Below are 16,032 nucleotides of genomic sequence, written 5' to 3'. Positions count from 1 at the left end.
TATGAAGGCCGCCAAGCGTTCGGTGACGGGCTCATCGCGTAACAGTGACAGAGCAAGGGAGGCGCTGATAGGTGCCTCCCTTGCTTCTCCCTTAATAGCGAGTGGAGTCCTTGCTAAGAGAGGGGCTGGGTAGCCTTCTGCGCTTCAGCATCGGCCGGACCATCCACCCAATGGCATGAGAAAGCCACAAGTGATCCACCCCATTGAATTGGTCCACCTTGAAGTATGTCTTGAGGCAAAGAGCCCGGAAAGTTGCATAGGCCGTGGATCACATCTGGGGGCAGGTCCAGGTGCCGAATCACCGGCAGGACGGTGATCACGGCCTTGCACTCTGAGTTCACCTTCACCTGCCCAACCCGCTTGGCGCCTGCCGCCAGCTCTTGAACCTGAGCTCCGAGGAGGAGAGGGATCTCCGGACCGGTCAGCGCCGCACAATCTGCCCCGACAGCTTCCGCTTCCACCGGCTGTTGCGGCCAAAGGGCAGAGGCCTCTGAGAGCTCTCCACTCCGATGTGTAGGATCTTCTGCCCTTTGGCCTTGGCAGCTCGGCAATGATCGTCTTGTGTTTTAACGCAGGCGCAGGCTTCATGCGCCGGCCCCATGTTGCCGAGATCGTCAGCACCACCCAACTCAAGTGCGCGGATGTGTTCGACGATCCATCGTTCACGCACACCATCAATCTTTCGGCAACACAGCACGCAGACGCCGCCGGTTTTCTCCCACACCTGAAGCCGACGGTGAGGCGTGAGCTTCCGGCGGAGCGTTGTGGTCACATCTTCGATCTCGACGAATGGCATAGCGCCCCTCACTCCCCGCATGAATGAGATGAGAGGCGATCACTATCGCCGCCGTGCTGAGTACCGTCAGAAAGAACGTCTATGATGCGCTGAAACAGATGCTCCTGTTCGGCGCGTAAGGTTTCGCAAGCCATGATCAGGCTGGCGAGCTCGTTGTCGCGGTCCAAGCCGGTCGGACGAGGCGCACCCGCATCCCTAACGATGCAATGGTCGCAGTGCTTGTACGAGGAGGGGCTGCTCGGACACGAAAGCCCGTACTTCTGGCTCTAGTTCATCATGGGGAGTGTGGGGCGCCCGATCAAGATGAGCAAAGGAACAGAAATTTATAAGAATACACTGCAGGTATAGTGATAATGAAGGAGAACGTGGCTTGATAGTCATGGTGTTAGAAGGCTTTAATTTATAAGAATTTGCGAATCAAGAGAAGTTTTGCTAGTATTTATTTGAGATGAAAGCGAATTGCTTTCGTTTTTATAGAAGTTAACTTCTTAGATTATGTGTAAACCTTGCGAGTCCAGCGTTCGGGCGGACGAACCTGTGCCCGCGGCCGGGATTGGCCGCATCTGGCTGGAGATCCGAAGGCTTGCATCCGACCGGAGAGGGCTCTTTCCATGCCAAGCGCCCAGCACCACTGCCACCCTCCGTCAGCAGTCGCGTACGAGCCGAGCTCAATTGCCAGAGGCTTGCCTGCAACGGCGGCTGCCCTCGGGATCCGGGTGCGCCCTGTCCCCGTCGATGCGGATCGTGAGGGCGACGTGGCTGGTCTTAGTGCCTCCTGTGAGGCCCTATGGGCAGCTTGTGAGCGCCTGTTGCAGATTCTTGATCGGCTCGTTGCGGACCTCGACGCTTCTGCCTGCGGCCAGTCTCCTGGGGTATCCATGGTATGAGGGAGGTAGAACATGCCGTTTTTTGACATCACAGATGTAGGAACCACGCCCCGACGCAAGCTGACCCCACGGCAGCGCCTCAAGGTGTGGGAGAGGACCGGTGGCGTGTGCGTGCTGTGCGAGCGCAAGATTGATGCCGTGCGCGAGCGGTGGATTGTCGAACATATCCGGGCTCTGGAGCTCGGAGGTGCGGATCATCTCGCGAACATGGGGCCAGCGCATGAAGCCTGTGCCGTTAACAAGACGCGGGACGATCATCGGAGGACGGCGCGGGCCAAGCGCCAGAAGATTCGGCAACTGGGGGCGGATGTCTCCAAGCGGCCGTTGCCGTGTGGGCGACACAGTCCCTGGAAGCGGACTGTCTTGGGGCAGATAGTTCCACGATAGGGGAGCGCAAGGCATACCGAAGGAGACTGCCCTGTGGCGCTCGTTGCAGAGCGAGCAATGGCTCTCGTTCTCCGCACGGGATTTACGTGGCTGATGTGAGTCGGTCTGGGAAAAATGGCGGCTGTTTACTTTCCGCCTGCACGCCAGCGTCCAAGCTCAAAAAGCTCTTCCGCACTACCCAGGGCCACTAGTACATCATGATCTATCGCCAACGCCAGAAAGGGGACAGTCATGACGAAGCCGCTACAAGTAGAGTGGGAGAAGATTGCGCAGCAATATGCCGATGGGGTGTCTGTCAGTGCGATTGCTCGAACTTTTAACGTGTCGCGCGCCCGGATCTCGCGCCGGGCCAAGCAATCCGGCTGGGTGCGCGGCGGCGTGGAGGATGTCTCCGCCCGTACAAGCCGACCGGCCCAGGATGAGCCCCCAGGGTCCTCGGAGGAGGGAAGGGAGGGCGCGACCGATCGCGGTGATCCGCGCGGGAGCCTCATGCAACGGCACAGAGACGCTTGGCCTCAGGTGTGGGCGCTGCGAGGGGACGCCTACCGCATTCTCAAAGGAGAGGAACCTGTCTTGCTCGCAGGCCTCAAAGAGGATGGGGCTAAGGTCGAGGACCGCGTTTCACTGGCGGAAAGTTTGATCGCGATGTTCGACAGGGATGCCAAGGCTCTGTCAATGGCCCAAGAAGGCGAGCGGCGGGCCTATGGCATCGACTACAAGCAACAACAAGTGACGGCCGCTCAGGATGAGGCTTCAGTCCGCCGACGGCGTGAACTGGGCGCTTCCATCTTGAGCATGGTGAGAGACCTACGTAGGAGGGCTGATGCTTTATCTCCAGCGGTGGACACAATGGCCAGCCCGCCTGATGCAGAAGCAGAAGTCTCGCTGAAATGACACCTGAATCAATCTGTCAATGCGGTGATCGTGACGGCTTTGAGAGGGACAGGAGCCCCCAGTGCTGAGACTTCCCGTTCTCCGATGGTGCGAGGCTGGCCCCAGCCAACTCATACAACAATATCATATCGGCGAGCAGTCCTTTGGTTTGATGCTCAATGTGTATCAGGAGCGGAGCAATTACATCATATGAAGTCGAGCGAAGACGAGAACAGGCAGTCACAGCCGTGGATAGCGTGTGCGACTGTTGCGAACCCTTAAGAAGGCTCATCGGGTTCATGGCCCTATTCCGGGCTGGATTTGGTTCTCCAGTGCCTCGGAGCCCGCCATCATCGTCCTAAAAATCGTCATGTTGTCCACAATGATCTGTGGCGCATTGGCTCTTGGACAGGGAACCGACTTTTGAAAATTACGGTTCTAAGGGGAATGCTCCTCCCTACAGGATCCTGATCACGCGCAACATACGCGATGAGAGTTACAACGCAGGGCGTCTAGCCCGTCAGGTGGGGAAGGAGGAGCACTTCCTCATCAAAGCAGCCACAACCGCCAGAAGGCCCATCGACCATGTCAGAGCCGTCCAACCCGGTTTCATCGTCCGGCAAACATGAAGATCCACGGATCAAGCGCTTCCCGGAGGACGAGAGGATTAAGCGTCCTCCAGAGGACGCGCGGCTCAAGCGTGTTCCGGTGGACGAGAAGGTCGAGCGCGCCCCGGGATTTATACGGACCCTATTCCATCCACGTGATCTCGGAGCGCTGTTTGTCACGCGTCGCCTGGTCGGTGAGGACGAAACCGCCTACGACGAACTTCTGTCGAAAATCACAACCGCGCTCTGGCCCGAGGATGTCATTGAGGCGATCTGGGTCAAGGAGTTCGTCGACTGCATCTGGGACGCGCTGCTGTATCAGCGGACAAAAGTGGGCTTCATCACTGAGGCGCAAAAGAACGCCGTCCAGAGCCTCGTAAAGCTCCAGGATCGCACAATCGCGCAATGGCTGGCCGGTGACAAATCTGCGACAGCGGCTGTTGAAAAGGCTCTCAAGAGTCAGGGATACGATCGGGATGCGCTTCTAGCCCGCGCCTTGTCGGGCAAGCTCGATAAGCTGGAGCAGCTTGGTCGCATGATCGAGAATGTCGAACGACGGCGCGACAAGGCGCTCAAAAGTCTTGAGCGTCGCCGCGAAAACTTCCCACGGCGGCGGGGACCAACCATTGAGGGTTCGACAGAACCTAACTGGTGACGCTTGAGAGACAAAGGCGGCTGCAACCATGGCATCTCCCCGCAAAATCACGGCTAACCGTGTCAATGCCCAGCGCAGCACGGGTCCGCGGTCGGCCTTGGGAAAGGCTCAGTCGCGCCACAATGCGATCAAGCATGGTCTCGCCATTCCCGCCTCTGCACTGCCCGAGTTGGCACCGGAAATCGCAGCCTTGGCCAAGACAATAGCGAAGGACGCGGCGGACGATCCCTTCGTCCTACAGGCCGCAATGCGGGTGGCGGAAGCAGCGGTTGAGGTCAACCGTGTTCGCCGGGTGCGGCGCGAGCTTTTGGACCAGGTACTGTCGGATCCGGAGTTGCACGATCCGCCTCTGGCAAAGGAGACCATGCCAGATCGACCCGTCAGCGTAAAATATACACACGCCATGCGAGTCCAGGCTTATCGGGATGGAACCCGTGAGCAACAGCGGCAGGCGGAACTCGCCCAGATCACGGAACTGTGGGCGTACGAGTGCAAGGTTGAGGGCACCAAGCGGCGGCGAGCGGCGGCGAAAGAACGTACCAAGCAGCGCGCCATCCGGTGGGCCGAACTCGAACGGCTTGATCGCTATGAACGCCGCGCCCTCTCACGACGGAACACAGCGATCCGGGCCTTGGAGGAAGCACAGGCCGCAGCGCAAGATTACGAAGACCAATAGGCCGAGCTCACCGGCGCCCAACTCAAGGAGGCCGTCGCCTTGAACTCACTTGACCACCCGTATATATTTCACTGTAGATACGGAGGGCACAATGGCGACGGCCAAGATTTTTCAGTCAGGCAACAGTCAAGCCGTCCGGCTACCGAAGCAATTTCGCTTTGCCAGCGACGAGGTCGAGATCTTCCGCCGGGGCGATGAGATCGTCCTGCGTGAGAAACCCAAGACCCTCGCCCGGGCCTTCGACCTCCTCTGCGATCTTCCGGATGTCGAGCGCGACGATGCCCCGCCGCAGGAGCGTGAAGGCCTGTGATGCCGGAACCCCGCTATCTCCTGGACACCAACATCTGCATCTATATCCGCCGCGAGCGTCCAAAATCGGTTCTGGAGCGTTTCAAGGTGTTGCCGCCCGGCTCGACAGCCATCTCAGTCGTCACCTATGGGGAGTTGGTCTATGGGGTTCGCAAAAGCCCTGAGCCCCACAAGGCCATGCTGGTTTTGGAGGAGTTGACGGCCCTTATCCCGGTCCTGCCGATGGCTATCGGAGTCGCTAAAGCCTATGGCACCATCCGAGCGGATCTGGCGCTTCGGGGCCAACTCATCGGCAACAACGATCTTTGGATTGCCGCCCACGCCAAGAGCCTCGGGCTGACGGTGGTGACGAACAACGAAAGTGAATTCCGGAGGGTCGAAGGCCTCACTGTCGAAAACTGGACCTCGTAATAAAAGACCGTTGTTGAAAAGGACAGAAGCCTGTGACTTGGGATCGGTTCCCGCCAGAGCTCATCTGCGCCCCGCTAGCCTTCATTTTCGCACGAGCCAGGTCAACCTGCCGCATCCGGTTTTCCTTCATGGACAGTGCAGTCGAGAGCCCCGTGTGAGCATCGGATATGGCAGCTTCTAAACTACAAGAGACCAAGAGCATGCGGATTAATATTGCCGGCTAAGTAATTTGTTGGGTGATCTCAAGTGCCGCGCGGCTCTTCCGAAAGCGGCAAGCAGATTTTGGCAGAACGAACCCAACTGCCTCTCGGCGTGAGAAGTCGTCGAGGCTCGCAACAGCCTCGTTCACAGCGACGACATCCTCACCACTGTTGTCGGCCTCGAAGACGTCGTCGTCGGTGAATGCGGCCACAGCCCGTGCCGTGTACGATTTCTTCCACGAGCGAGGGTAAAGCCTCGCGATAACGCCAATGTGGGGTGCCCCACGGTTGACGGATCAAGCCGAGCCATGCTTCCTGCCTACTTCATGAGCACTGCACGTCCCCCGCGCCGGTCCAAGGCCTTCAATCTTGCCAATCTGCTGACCTACGGCCGGTTGGTGGCCGTGCCGGCCGTGGTCGGCCTGCTGTTCTGGCCGGAGGATCACTGGTCGCGCTGGTTGGCTCTTGCGGTCTTCGCGCTGGCGGCCATCACCGATTACTTCGACGGCTACATCGCCCGTACTTTCGCCCAGCAATCGGCCCTGGGCCGCATGCTCGATCCCATCGCCGACAAGCTCCTGGTGGCGGCCTGCCTGCTCATGCTGGTGGCCGACAAGACGATCCAGGGCTGGCATATCTGGGCCGCCCTCGTCATCCTCTGCCGCGAGATCCTGGTGTCGGGCCTGCGCGAGTTCCTGGCGGAGCTGAAGGTCGGTGTGCCGGTCAGCCGCGTTGCCAAGTGGAAGACCACATTCCAGCTTCTTGCTCTCGGCTTCCTGATCGCCGGACCGGCCGGTGACACGGTGCTGCCTGGAAACACCATGATCGGGCTTGGTCTCTTATGGGTTTCCGCGATCCTGACCCTTTATACGGGGTGGGATTATCTCAGAACCGGCATTCATCACCTCATCGATGAGGCTACAAATCCGCTCTAGAACCAGAAGGCAATAACGGTTTAGCCTAGGCCGGAACCTCTCGAATCCGTCTTTCAGACGAGAGAGATCTCCGGACCGGTCAGCGCCGCACAATCTGCCCCGACAGCTTCCGCTTCCACCGGCTGTTGCGGCCGAAGGGCAGGGGCCTCGGAGAGCCCTCCGCCCCGATGTGCCGGATCTTCTGCCGCTTGGCCTTCGCTGCCAGACGGTGATCCGCTCGGGTCTTGTCTAAAGCGCAAGCCTCATGCGCTGGCCCCATATTCTCCACGGCATCGGCTCCCCCGAGCTCCAGCGCCCGAATGTGTTCGGCAATCCAGCGCTCCCGCCCACCATCGATCTTCCGATCACACAGAACACATGTACCGTTCGTTTTTTCCCACACTTGGAGCCGGCGGCATGGTGTGAGCCTTTGACGAGCTGTTGTACCGACATCCTGGACCTCAATGAATGGCATTGGGTCACCTTAGTTGTCATCTGTGCAAGAAGAGGGATTATTGGCCCTGTGCACTGCTGGGGCTTGCTCACTGAGGAGATCAATCATCCTCTGAAACAAGTTCTCTGGTTCTGTCCGCAAGTTTTCGATCGAAGCAATCAGGTCTCTGAGTTGGCGCTCGTGGTTATGACCAGCCGGGGTGAGCCGGACGCGCATTCCTAGTGATGCAACGGTTTGACTTTCCGCGCCGGCAGTCTGCTTCTGGGTCGCTGATATTTGCGAAGCTATCGAATGTGACACTTTGGTCATTGTGCAGGCCTTTGCTTTGAAGAGCGACAGCCCGCCGGTTTGTTGTTTAGGTGCTGTGGAGGTGATGCGACCCTACCCGAGGCTCGATTATGGCCGCCTTCCAATCCTCTAACGGCAACCTTTCCTGCTTGAGAGCAAGCATAGCCCTTGGTTATGAGGAAGGGATAAGCGACAAGGGCAGTTGCTTCTAAGTAGGGCATTCTGTTCTGATGAAGGTCTTGTATAGAAGCACAGTGAACAAGCTCGCGGCTGTGGAACATGGGGCTGCATTCCAAATACCTTTCTGTATTTAAGATACAGGTTTTGTCCTTGCTCGTCAATAAAACTGTACTTCAGATGCAGCTTTTTTGCTGGCATGAGGAGGGGCAATGAGTGTGCGTCTCACACCCCGCCTCTGTCGGGCTGCAAGAGCGTTGGCAGGTTTGGAGCAAAAAGACCTTGCTTCTGTATCTGGTGTTTCGAAATCAACGATTGGTGCCTTCGAAATAAAAAATGAAAGTGCTCGCTTGGCGACAATGAACAATCGCGCTTTGGTGGAGGCTTTTGAGCGATCGGGGCTTCAATTCATCCCAGAAAATGGTGGTGGGCCAGGTGTCCGCTTACGTGAGCCCATCGGGAGCCGACGCAGCAAGGAGCTGTCCCTCGACCAGATTGCCACGACGAAAGACGCCTAACGTGGGTTGTCACCACGATCCATGAAGGGCTTATGTCGCCTCTGAGAGGAACGCGGAAAGCTAAAATATCGGATCACCCGGATAGAGAGAAGGATTGGGTCTTTTAACTCTCTGTTCCGAGAACGGATCCTGTGGTCTTCCGACCTGAGCTCCACAATGAAAAACGGCTGCTCTGTGTCTTAGCTCGCTTCGCCTCTCTGTCCCAAAGCGTGCAGAGTTTTGCGGGGTGGCAATCAGCATTCGCCGTTGATGTCTTGGCAGGTGCTTTGTGAAAGGGGCTGAAACACGCGAGACTCGAACTCATCTGATGTCCCTGCTGGATAACTCCTCGGTAGGAGGTCCAACACAGCAAGGGCAACCACCTCAGGCGGCCCTTTATACACAGCGTTCGTCCGAACCTCCGTCAAAAGCTCGATCCTTGATCCGGCTTGGGCTCTCTGAGGTCGGTTCGAATTCGCTGCAGAGTGGAGCGGCTTTGGCTCCCGCACAACCGGAACTGCATCGGGGCCGATATCCAGTCCCGAGGCGCTTGCAGAGGATGCATGCAGGTCATGGACTTGGAGGGGGCGTCACCGAAATCGCCATCTCGAATGTATACACCTCGCCTGGACCGATGAGAACGATGCCCGGTTTCTCAGCTAGCTCACCACTGAAATTCTCGGGATCGGCATAGCCGTGCCAAGGCTCAATACAGATGAAACCCGCGCTGGGCTTCGTCCAGAGGCCAAGGTGTGGCAGGCCCGGGAAGGCAACCCGAATTGAGCGCCGACCCCGTGCACCTAGTGAGCGGCCCGGCTGTTGGTCCGATCGAAGATAATGGCTCCGTCACTAAACAGATCATCCCGCAATTTCAGCCGGTTACCATCGACGGGTGTGGGGTGAGGGTTTGACGCGATCAAACCATCGCGGAGCCGTCGTATGGGTTGAGGTTCTGGAACGTCAAAGCGGATCTCATGCGCCTCGCGCGCTCCGCCATAAGGCAAGGGCCAGCGGAAGGCGGGATGAAAGCCGAAGGATACTGGCATTACAGGATGTCCAGCGTTCATGATTGAGGCTCGCACAGGAAGGGTCGAGCCCTCAAGATCGTAGCTCACATCGAGCTGGAACTCGAACGGGTACTGGACCATTGTCGCCGCGCTGGCGACGAGCCTAAACTCGCAGAAGGAGTCACCAGCGGCGACAACCTCGAATTCGGAAGTACGGGCAAAGCCATGCTGCTTGAGGCTATACTCCTGGCCGGAAATCCGCGCGCAATCGGCCCGCAGACGCCCCACGATGGGAAACAGCAGCGGAGATCGTCCGGTCCAGAAGGTCGGGTCGCCCTCCCAGAGAAGATCATGGCCGTCCTGATCGCGAAGGCGGACTAATTCTGCGCCTCAAGTTCTGGACTCGACAGGGTAACCAACATGAAAGGCCAGCCCTCCTGATGCAAGACAATCGCTACGACTGAAATCACGCCTGGATCAAGCCATCATGGCATGATCGCGCCGTTGCTGACTGGGAACAGGAGTGCGCATCGCGCTGGAAGCTCCCGTTTCGCCAGTCTTGCGAGACCCAACGGCAAGTAGCTCAGACAGCGACGTCTTGTCAGCGAGCGGGCGTTCGGTTTGACCTCCAATGTGCGTCAGGAGCGCGATGGTCCCGTTCTGGCGAGCCGAGCCAAGGCCGCGGTAAGGAATTCCAGACGTAGACCGGGATGAATCGACAAGCGTCGGATTTTCGGATCCAGAACCTCATCGGGCGGGACTGAACTTGGTGCGTTACACGGCGGTTGCACTATCCGAGACCCTCTACCGAGATACGATTTCGCTTGAGCCTCAGAAATCGCGCAAACGTCGCCCGACCCTGGGTTTGATGTTTCGCGGGAGAGGCCGCGCACTGACCCAGTCGGGTTCGGAAATACGCTGGATCACGGAATCTGCTCCAGTGTCTGCCGTGCCTCCCGGAGCAAGGCCCTGAGCGCCCGACGTGCCTCAATCGCCGCCCGCGTGTACAGCCCGTTTTTGAGAGCGTTGCGGTTGCCAACCGGGGCACCCGATCCGGCCGCTCCGCCGTGCATCCGGCACCGCGCCTTGCCCTTAACCGCGGGCGCTCGGCAGCACCCTCCGGTGCGAGTTTTCGCCCCGCATCGGGGGCCCTCAAGCATCGCTGGCCGGGTCATCGGATCCCCTCCTCACAGACTGCTTGATCCGCTCATTGTCCCCGGCGAGACCCATCGGTGGGCCTAGGTCAAGCGGGGGCACCGGATTCGACGTGAGGGCCTGCACCGTTGGACCGTGAGCGGGCCCCTTTCGCTTTCGCCGCGGCTTGGTTTCCACGCTGCCGACGATGGCCTGCCCGCCGGCCTGTACATTGACCGCCCCGACATTCACCTGTGGGGATCCCTTGCCACGGTGACGGTTCAAACCATCGAGCTGCTGGAGATAGATAGCGAAGAACTTGGCGGCGAGGCGCATATTGATCTCATAGCTCGCCGTGTTCTGGCCCGCCTCTGCCGCTCGCTTAAGACATTCCATGGCTGCATTGTGTGTGCCAACCATCTGGCTCGCCAACTGCCCCTCGAAAATGTCCTGGGGCTTCATCTCATTGAGGACGGCAATGGCAGCCACAGCCGCCGCGGAGCCATCCTCCTCTTCGGCGGGCGGGGACCAGAGCGCACGCACCACTTGCTTGAGCAGGCCGATCTGTGCGTCTTGGTTGCTCGTCCCAAAAGTGGCGCTGAGGTTAGAGAGCGCGTTCTGAAGAGATCCGTTTTCGTCACACTGGCTCACGTTGCATCTCCATAGGTTTGTTCAACGTTCGCCCGATGTACCGTGCCGTCGGAGTAGTGCGGCAGAGACCAATGAAAACGGCCAAGTCTCAAAACAGTGGATAACTGCGAGTGCGGCCGAGAGGGGCCACCCGAACGGTCGCGGGATGATCCAAGCCACCCGCAATGCGGCATCCAGCAGCCTTTGTATGGGGTTGATTTTCAAATTTTTGGTCTTGGTGTTACCCGATCTCGAGCCGTCGAGTAGCAGGTCGTCCGTGCGCGCCAGGAGAGAGCTTTCGTGCTCGAAAGAAACAGAGCACTCAACTCCTCACGATGGGGGGTTTGCTCATCTGCCGGAGAGTGCAAGCAATGGCTCGTATCCCTTCGAACCAACTTCATGGGGCGTACCGAGACTGCCTGAACGAGCCAACCGACTCAAAGTGCATTCCGCTTGAGGTAATCGAGGTTCAGGTCGGCAGCTATACAGGTGAGGATGACATCGTCCGCGTCGAGGATGTCTACGTCCGCTAAGGCGGTCTCCCATCAAGACTCGGTCGGCGGATCGAGTTCAATCTCCATCGAAAAGTCGCGGCTTTCACCGGCAGGGATCATCACGATGCCGGGTTTGTCCTTGAACTCGCCTTCGAAGCCGACAGGATCGGCATAGCCCTGCCAGGGCTCGATGCAGACATAGCCCGCGCCGGGCTTCGTCCAGATGCCGAGATGCGGCATGTCAGGGAAGGACACCGTGATGGAGCGATGGCCTGGAACGCCGTAGCGAACCTTACGGCTCGCAAGCTCGCTCCACACGAGCGCACCATCCTGAAACAGGTCGTCGTGGATTGGCAGGCGATCACCCTGCACCGGCGTCGGGCGCGAGGCTGTCCCTATCAGTCCATCGGAGAGCGTATGCAAGGAGGCCGGCTCCGCAGCCTCGAAGTGGATCTCATGCGCATTGCGCTCGCCGCCATAGGGCAGCGGCCAGCGCAGGGCCGGATGGAAGCCGAATGAGACCGGGATGGAGCGACCCTCCGGATTCAGGATCGATGCGGCGAAGATCAGTCGTCCTCCATCGAGCCGATAGGTCATGTCAAATCTGAAATCGAAGGGAAACTGCTCGCGCGTGGCCTCGCTCGCGTTCAGGCGGAACCGGCAGAATTCCGGAGCCGCATCGACAATCTCGAAAGCCACGACGCGGGCGAAACCGTGCTGCTTCATTGAGTAGACGCGCCCATCGATGCGCACCTCGTCATTCCGCAAGCGGCCGACGATCGGGAAGAGGAGGGGGGAGCGTCCCGACCAGAACGCCGGATCGCCGTCCCACAGCAGATCCCGGCCCTGCTCGTCGCATAGGCCGACGAGTTCCGCGCCCTGTGAGGAAATCTGGGCCTTGAGATGATCGTTGGACAGCGTGACCGTCATGCGTGCTCCTGAGATGCTACTGGCTTTCGGCCGTGAGTGTAGCGCAAGGTTCGAGAAGTGGGAGCCTTAAAGCCTAGAGCCCACGGTGATCTTTTGTCGTTCTCGGGAGTTGTGTCCCCTCTAGGTTCAACAGGAGGGAATAAGGCAGGATGGGAGCTAATGGAGACATTCTCGATTGCCTGATCGTCGGCGGTGGCCCGGCGGGGCTGACGACGGGACTTTATCTGGCGCGCTTCAAGCGTCGCTTCCTCATCGTCGACAGTGGGACGCCGCGAGCTGCCTGGATCCCGACCAGCCACAACATCCCGATGTTCGCAGACGGTATCTCCGGCCAGGACCTTCTGAAGCGGGCGCGCACCAATCTGGAGCAATATGGCAAGTGCATCCGAGGCGGACGGGTGACGGGCCTGCGCAAGCAGCCGGATCGCTTTATCGCGCTTGTCGAGGACGATGATGGCGGCACGAGCCAGATCGCGGCGAAGCGAGTGGTGCTCGCCACGGGCGCGGTCGACATCGAGCCCGACCTGCCTGACGTGCCCAATGCCGTGCAGCGTGGCCTCGTGCGCTATTGCCCCATCTGTGATGGCTATGAATCGCGCGACCAGAAGATCGCCGTCATCGCCTATGGCGCCCATGGCCTGGGTGAGGCGGTGTTCATCGCCCGCACCTATTCCCGCGACGTGACCTTGCTCACTCTCGGTCAGCATCTGGAGCTGAATGAAGCTCAGCGGGCTAAGCTCGACGAGCATGGCATCAAGGTGGTCGAGGCTCCCGTCGAGTCCCTCGACATGGAGAATGACCGCATCACCGCGCTTCACGTGGGCGGCAAGGAGCATCGCTTCGATGTGCTCTATTCGGCGCTGGGCCTCCAATACCGCTCTGATCTCGCCCTGTCTCTCGGGGCCGAGCACGATGAGTCAGGCAGTTTGATAGTTGACGAGTACTGCCAGACGAGCGTGCAGGGACTCTATGCAGCGGGCGATATCGTGCGTGGCATCGACCAGATCGTGGTCGGCATGGCTCACGCCGCCCATGCCGCCACGCATATCCATAATTATTGCGATCTGCCGACCGAAGACGAGCCGGGCGGGGCGTAAGGCTGTCAGGCGAGAGCTCTCGCGAGAAGGGGCAGGCTCACATCCATGCGGTAGTCGACTGACGAATGATTGTCGGGGAATTCCTCATAAGTGTGAGTGATGCCCGCAGTCTCAAGTTTCCGGTGCAACTGCCGCGAGCCGTAGATCATGTTGTACTGATCGACGTCTCCGCAATCGATGTAGAAGGCCTTCAGCTTCTTCAAGTTGGCCTGCATCTTGGGGTCGTCGGCCATGCGCAGTGGATCCCAGCGCAGCCAGTTGGCCCAGCGCTCCTCGATGACCTCGCAGGTGTGGAGATCGACGGGCAAGCGGATGCCGCAGAAGTGGTTCGGATCCGGATCGAAGCTCGCAGCCTGGGCGAGGATCATCAGCACATGCCAATCCTGGTCCTTAGCCTTTGGTCCCTGCTCGAACTTACCCAAGAAAGTGTCGATGGACATGCCATGGCCCGCAAGATGTCTGAGCGCGCCCGCGAACTCGCCGAGGTGATAGAGGTATTCGAAGCCCACATCGCCGGAATGGGAGGCTGCCGCCGACCAGACCGAGCCGCCATGGCGCAGGGCATGGACGAGGGCACCATAGCCGCCGGAGCTCTTGCCGAACACGCCTCGGCGTCCGTCTCCGCCGCAGCCGAAGCGCTCTTCCACGAAGGGCAGCATCTCGCGGATGAGGAAGGTCTCCCAGGCGCCCATCGCGGCGCTGTCGACATATTGGTTGCCGCCAAGGCGTGTGAAGCAATCGGGGAAGGCCACCACGACCGGGGGCATCGCGCCTGTTCCGATCAGCCGGTCGAGCCGCTCCGGGACGTTCTCGCCATAGTTTTTCCAGTTGGTATGGGCAGGCCCACCCGCCGTATAGCCTACGAGGTCGACGAGGAGGGGGAGGCCACGTCCGTCATGACCCGCCGGCACATAGACGTCGATCCGCCGCCTTGTGGAATCGCCGAGAAGGTTTCCCTTCAAGCACTCGCTGTCGATCCGGAGGCTGTGCACCACGCCTTCCGGCACGTTCTGGTCCTTGCGCATCGCTGATCCTCATGGCTCGTGAACGGGAAATGATGTGACCGCCGAATGGATCCCTGTCCAGAATCCGGCGCTTTGCAGCAGTTAATAAGTCATTTCGGGCGCTAGCCATTTGTCCATGCCTGGCACTAGGGTGCCGCCTCAAGCGTCATGTCTGGGGGAGTTAGTTATGACCGACAGTTTCTTGCCACGATGGACCTTGAAGACTGAAGGCACCATCATGCCCGACGAAAGGCTGCCGACGGGCCAGATGGTCGTCGTGGGCCTGCAGCATGTGGTCGCCATGTTCGGCGCAACGGTGCTGGCGCCCATCCTGATGGGCTTCGATCCGAACGTCTCCATCCTGTTTTCCGGCCTCGCCACCTTGATCTTCTTCTTCGTGGTCGGCGGCCGGGTGCCGAGCTATCTGGGCTCGAGCTTCGCCTTCATCGGTCCCGTTCTGGTCGCGACCGGCGCAACCGTCGGAAGCCCGAATCCGAACCTTCCCGTGGCGCTCGGCGGCATCATCGCGGCCGGTGTGCTCTACTTCCTGATCGGCCTCGTCGTTCAGATGGCGGGTCACCGCTGGATCGAGCGGCTGATGCCGCCGGTCGTGACCGGTGCCATCGTTGCCGCCATCGGCCTCGTGCTTGCCCCCGTCGCCATCAACAGCGCTTCAGGCATCACGCCCGACAACGCGAACGGCTCCGACTTCGCCCGCTGGATCGCGCTCGCCACGGCTCTGTCTGTCGGCATTGTCGCGGTCTATGCGCCTGGCATGGGACGTCGTCTGCCGGTCCTGCTCGGCGGCGCCCTTGGTTATCTGATCTACTACATCTTCGCGAACCTCATGGGCTATGGAACGCCCATCGACTTCTCGAAGATCGGGCAGGCGGCCTGGTTCGGCCTGCCGTCCTTCCAGAGCCCCGTCTTCGACATGAAGGCGGTGAGCCTGATCGCGCCCGTGGCGATCATCCTGGTGGCCGAGAACCTTGGGCACATCAAGGCCATCGGCGCCATGACGGGCCGCAACCTCGATCCCTATCTCGGCCGCGCCTTCATGGGCGATGGTCTGGCCACGATGCTCTCCGGCGTCGCCGGCGGCACGGGCATGACCACTTACGCCGAGAACATGGGCGTGATGGCCGTGACCCGCATCTACTCCACGCTGGTCTTCGTGATCGCTGCGGCATTTGCGCTGCTGCTCGGCCTCTCGCCGAAATTCGGCGCCTTCATCGGGACCATTCCGGGGCCGGTGCTCGGCGGTCTGTCCATCGTGGTGTTCGGCCTCATTGCCGCGACGGCCGGCCGCATCTGGGTGGAGAACCGTGTCGATTTCTCGAACCCGCGCAATCTCATCACGGTGGCAGTCGCCCTGATCCTGGGTGCCGGCAACTTCAAGCTGAACGTTGCAGGCTTCACCCTCGACGGCATCGGCACGGCCACCTTCGGTGCCATCATTCTCTATCACATCCTGAATATGGGGACGGCTCGTACCGCTGGGCCTCCGCACGTCTAGCGCATCATGCGGACCCGAAGGGCCGCGTCAGCGAAAAGTGGACCCGGCTTTCCGCACAAACGATGCGCTGTTCAAAAAGGAGCATCGG

General features: G+C 59.8%; 16 protein-coding genes and 2 pseudogenes. 12 read left to right on the top strand and 6 right to left on the bottom strand.

Features of this window, described 5'->3' with window-relative positions; translation table 11 throughout:
* Positions 1-421 precede the first annotated feature (421 nt).
* Complete coding sequence (locus AA309_RS37910) at positions 422-670, bottom strand: hypothetical protein (protein WP_425286912.1); 249 nt, start codon at positions 668-670, stop codon at positions 422-424.
* On the opposite strand from AA309_RS37910, the gene AA309_RS36915 reads away from it, so the two are divergent.
* The 9 genes from AA309_RS36915 (at position 587) to AA309_RS27980 (ending at position 8,153) form a co-directional block, all read left to right on the top strand.
* The gene (locus tag AA309_RS36915) at positions 587-823 is read left to right on the top strand and encodes a hypothetical protein (protein ID WP_244470521.1); all 237 of its coding nucleotides are present in this window, start codon (positions 587-589) and stop codon (positions 821-823) included. The genes AA309_RS37910 and AA309_RS36915 overlap by 84 nt on opposite strands.
* An 872-nt stretch (positions 824-1,695) precedes the next feature.
* Complete coding sequence (locus AA309_RS33680; protein WP_084731747.1) at positions 1,696-2,070, top strand: HNH endonuclease; 375 nt, start codon at positions 1,696-1,698, stop codon at positions 2,068-2,070.
* A gap of 231 nt (positions 2,071-2,301) precedes the next feature.
* Complete coding sequence (locus AA309_RS28020) at positions 2,302-2,964, top strand: helix-turn-helix domain-containing protein (protein ID WP_047192309.1); 663 nt, start codon at positions 2,302-2,304, stop codon at positions 2,962-2,964.
* A 564-nt stretch (positions 2,965-3,528) separates the two neighbouring features.
* Complete coding sequence (locus AA309_RS28015) at positions 3,529-4,206, top strand: hypothetical protein (RefSeq protein WP_047192308.1); 678 nt, start codon at positions 3,529-3,531, stop codon at positions 4,204-4,206.
* Positions 4,207-4,234: 28 nt separating this feature from the next.
* Entirely contained in the window at positions 4,235-4,882 is a 648-nt protein-coding gene (locus tag AA309_RS28010) for a hypothetical protein (protein ID WP_047192307.1), read from the top strand.
* 91 nt (positions 4,883-4,973) lie between these two features.
* Positions 4,974-5,192: an antitoxin gene (locus AA309_RS28005; RefSeq protein ID WP_047192306.1), complete on the top strand. Its 219-nt coding sequence runs from the start codon at positions 4,974-4,976 to the stop codon at positions 5,190-5,192.
* Positions 5,192-5,602: a type II toxin-antitoxin system tRNA(fMet)-specific endonuclease VapC gene (vapC, locus tag AA309_RS28000; protein WP_047192305.1), complete on the top strand. Its 411-nt coding sequence runs from the start codon at positions 5,192-5,194 to the stop codon at positions 5,600-5,602. The genes AA309_RS28005 and vapC overlap by 1 nt, the downstream gene beginning before the upstream one ends.
* 508 nt (positions 5,603-6,110) lie before the next feature.
* Positions 6,111-6,737: a CDP-diacylglycerol--glycerol-3-phosphate 3-phosphatidyltransferase gene (pgsA, locus tag AA309_RS27990; protein WP_425286911.1), complete on the top strand. Its 627-nt coding sequence runs from the start codon at positions 6,111-6,113 to the stop codon at positions 6,735-6,737.
* A 1,110-nt stretch (positions 6,738-7,847) separates the two neighbouring features.
* The gene (locus AA309_RS27980) at positions 7,848-8,153 is read left to right on the top strand and encodes an XRE family transcriptional regulator (protein WP_084731744.1); all 306 of its coding nucleotides are present in this window, start codon (positions 7,848-7,850) and stop codon (positions 8,151-8,153) included.
* A gap of 779 nt (positions 8,154-8,932) precedes the next feature.
* Here the strand turns inward: AA309_RS27980 and AA309_RS36910 are convergent.
* The 3 genes and pseudogenes from AA309_RS36910 to AA309_RS32620 all read right to left on the bottom strand — a co-directional run.
* Positions 8,933-9,469: pseudogene (locus AA309_RS36910) on the bottom strand (aldose epimerase family protein); the annotation flags it as partial.
* Positions 9,470-10,062: 593 nt separating this feature from the next.
* The gene (locus AA309_RS37330; RefSeq protein ID WP_052955054.1) at positions 10,063-10,299 is read right to left on the bottom strand and encodes an HGGxSTG domain-containing protein; all 237 of its coding nucleotides are present in this window, start codon (positions 10,297-10,299) and stop codon (positions 10,063-10,065) included.
* Positions 10,292-10,924, bottom strand: a complete 633-nt coding sequence (locus AA309_RS32620) for a hypothetical protein (protein WP_052955051.1) — start codon at positions 10,922-10,924, stop codon at positions 10,292-10,294. The genes AA309_RS37330 and AA309_RS32620 overlap by 8 nt, the downstream gene beginning before the upstream one ends.
* Positions 10,925-11,349: 425 nt before the next feature.
* Between AA309_RS32620 and AA309_RS33670 the strand changes: the two are divergent.
* Positions 11,350-11,436, top strand: a pseudogene (locus AA309_RS33670) (hypothetical protein); the annotation flags it as partial.
* A gap of 12 nt (positions 11,437-11,448) precedes the next feature.
* On the opposite strand, the gene AA309_RS27960 reads toward AA309_RS33670, so the two are convergent.
* A complete protein-coding gene (locus tag AA309_RS27960; RefSeq protein WP_047192301.1) occupies positions 11,449-12,327 on the bottom strand; it encodes an aldose 1-epimerase family protein in 879 nt (292 codons plus the stop codon).
* 149 nt (positions 12,328-12,476) lie between these two features.
* Here AA309_RS27960 and AA309_RS27955 point away from each other — a divergent pair, with 149 nt between their 5' ends.
* On the top strand, positions 12,477-13,424 hold the full coding sequence (locus AA309_RS27955) for an NAD(P)/FAD-dependent oxidoreductase (RefSeq protein ID WP_047192300.1): 948 nt from the start codon (positions 12,477-12,479) through the stop codon (positions 13,422-13,424).
* A 5-nt stretch (positions 13,425-13,429) separates the two neighbouring features.
* Here AA309_RS27955 and AA309_RS27950 read toward each other — a convergent pair whose 3' ends face one another.
* Positions 13,430-14,449 (bottom strand): alpha/beta hydrolase, encoded by a 1,020-nt coding sequence (locus AA309_RS27950; protein WP_047192299.1) that lies wholly within the window; start codon positions 14,447-14,449, stop codon positions 13,430-13,432.
* A 166-nt stretch (positions 14,450-14,615) separates the two neighbouring features.
* Here AA309_RS27950 and AA309_RS27945 point away from each other — a divergent pair, with 166 nt between their 5' ends.
* Positions 14,616-15,944 (top strand): solute carrier family 23 protein, encoded by a 1,329-nt coding sequence (locus AA309_RS27945; protein ID WP_047192298.1) that lies wholly within the window; start codon positions 14,616-14,618, stop codon positions 15,942-15,944.
* The last annotated feature ends 88 nt before the right edge of the window (positions 15,945-16,032 follow it).

This window comes from Microvirga vignae (genome assembly GCF_001017175.1).
Taxonomy (GTDB): Bacteria; Pseudomonadota; Alphaproteobacteria; order Rhizobiales; family Beijerinckiaceae; genus Microvirga; species Microvirga vignae.
This window is presented reverse-complemented; position numbering and strand designations above follow the sequence as displayed.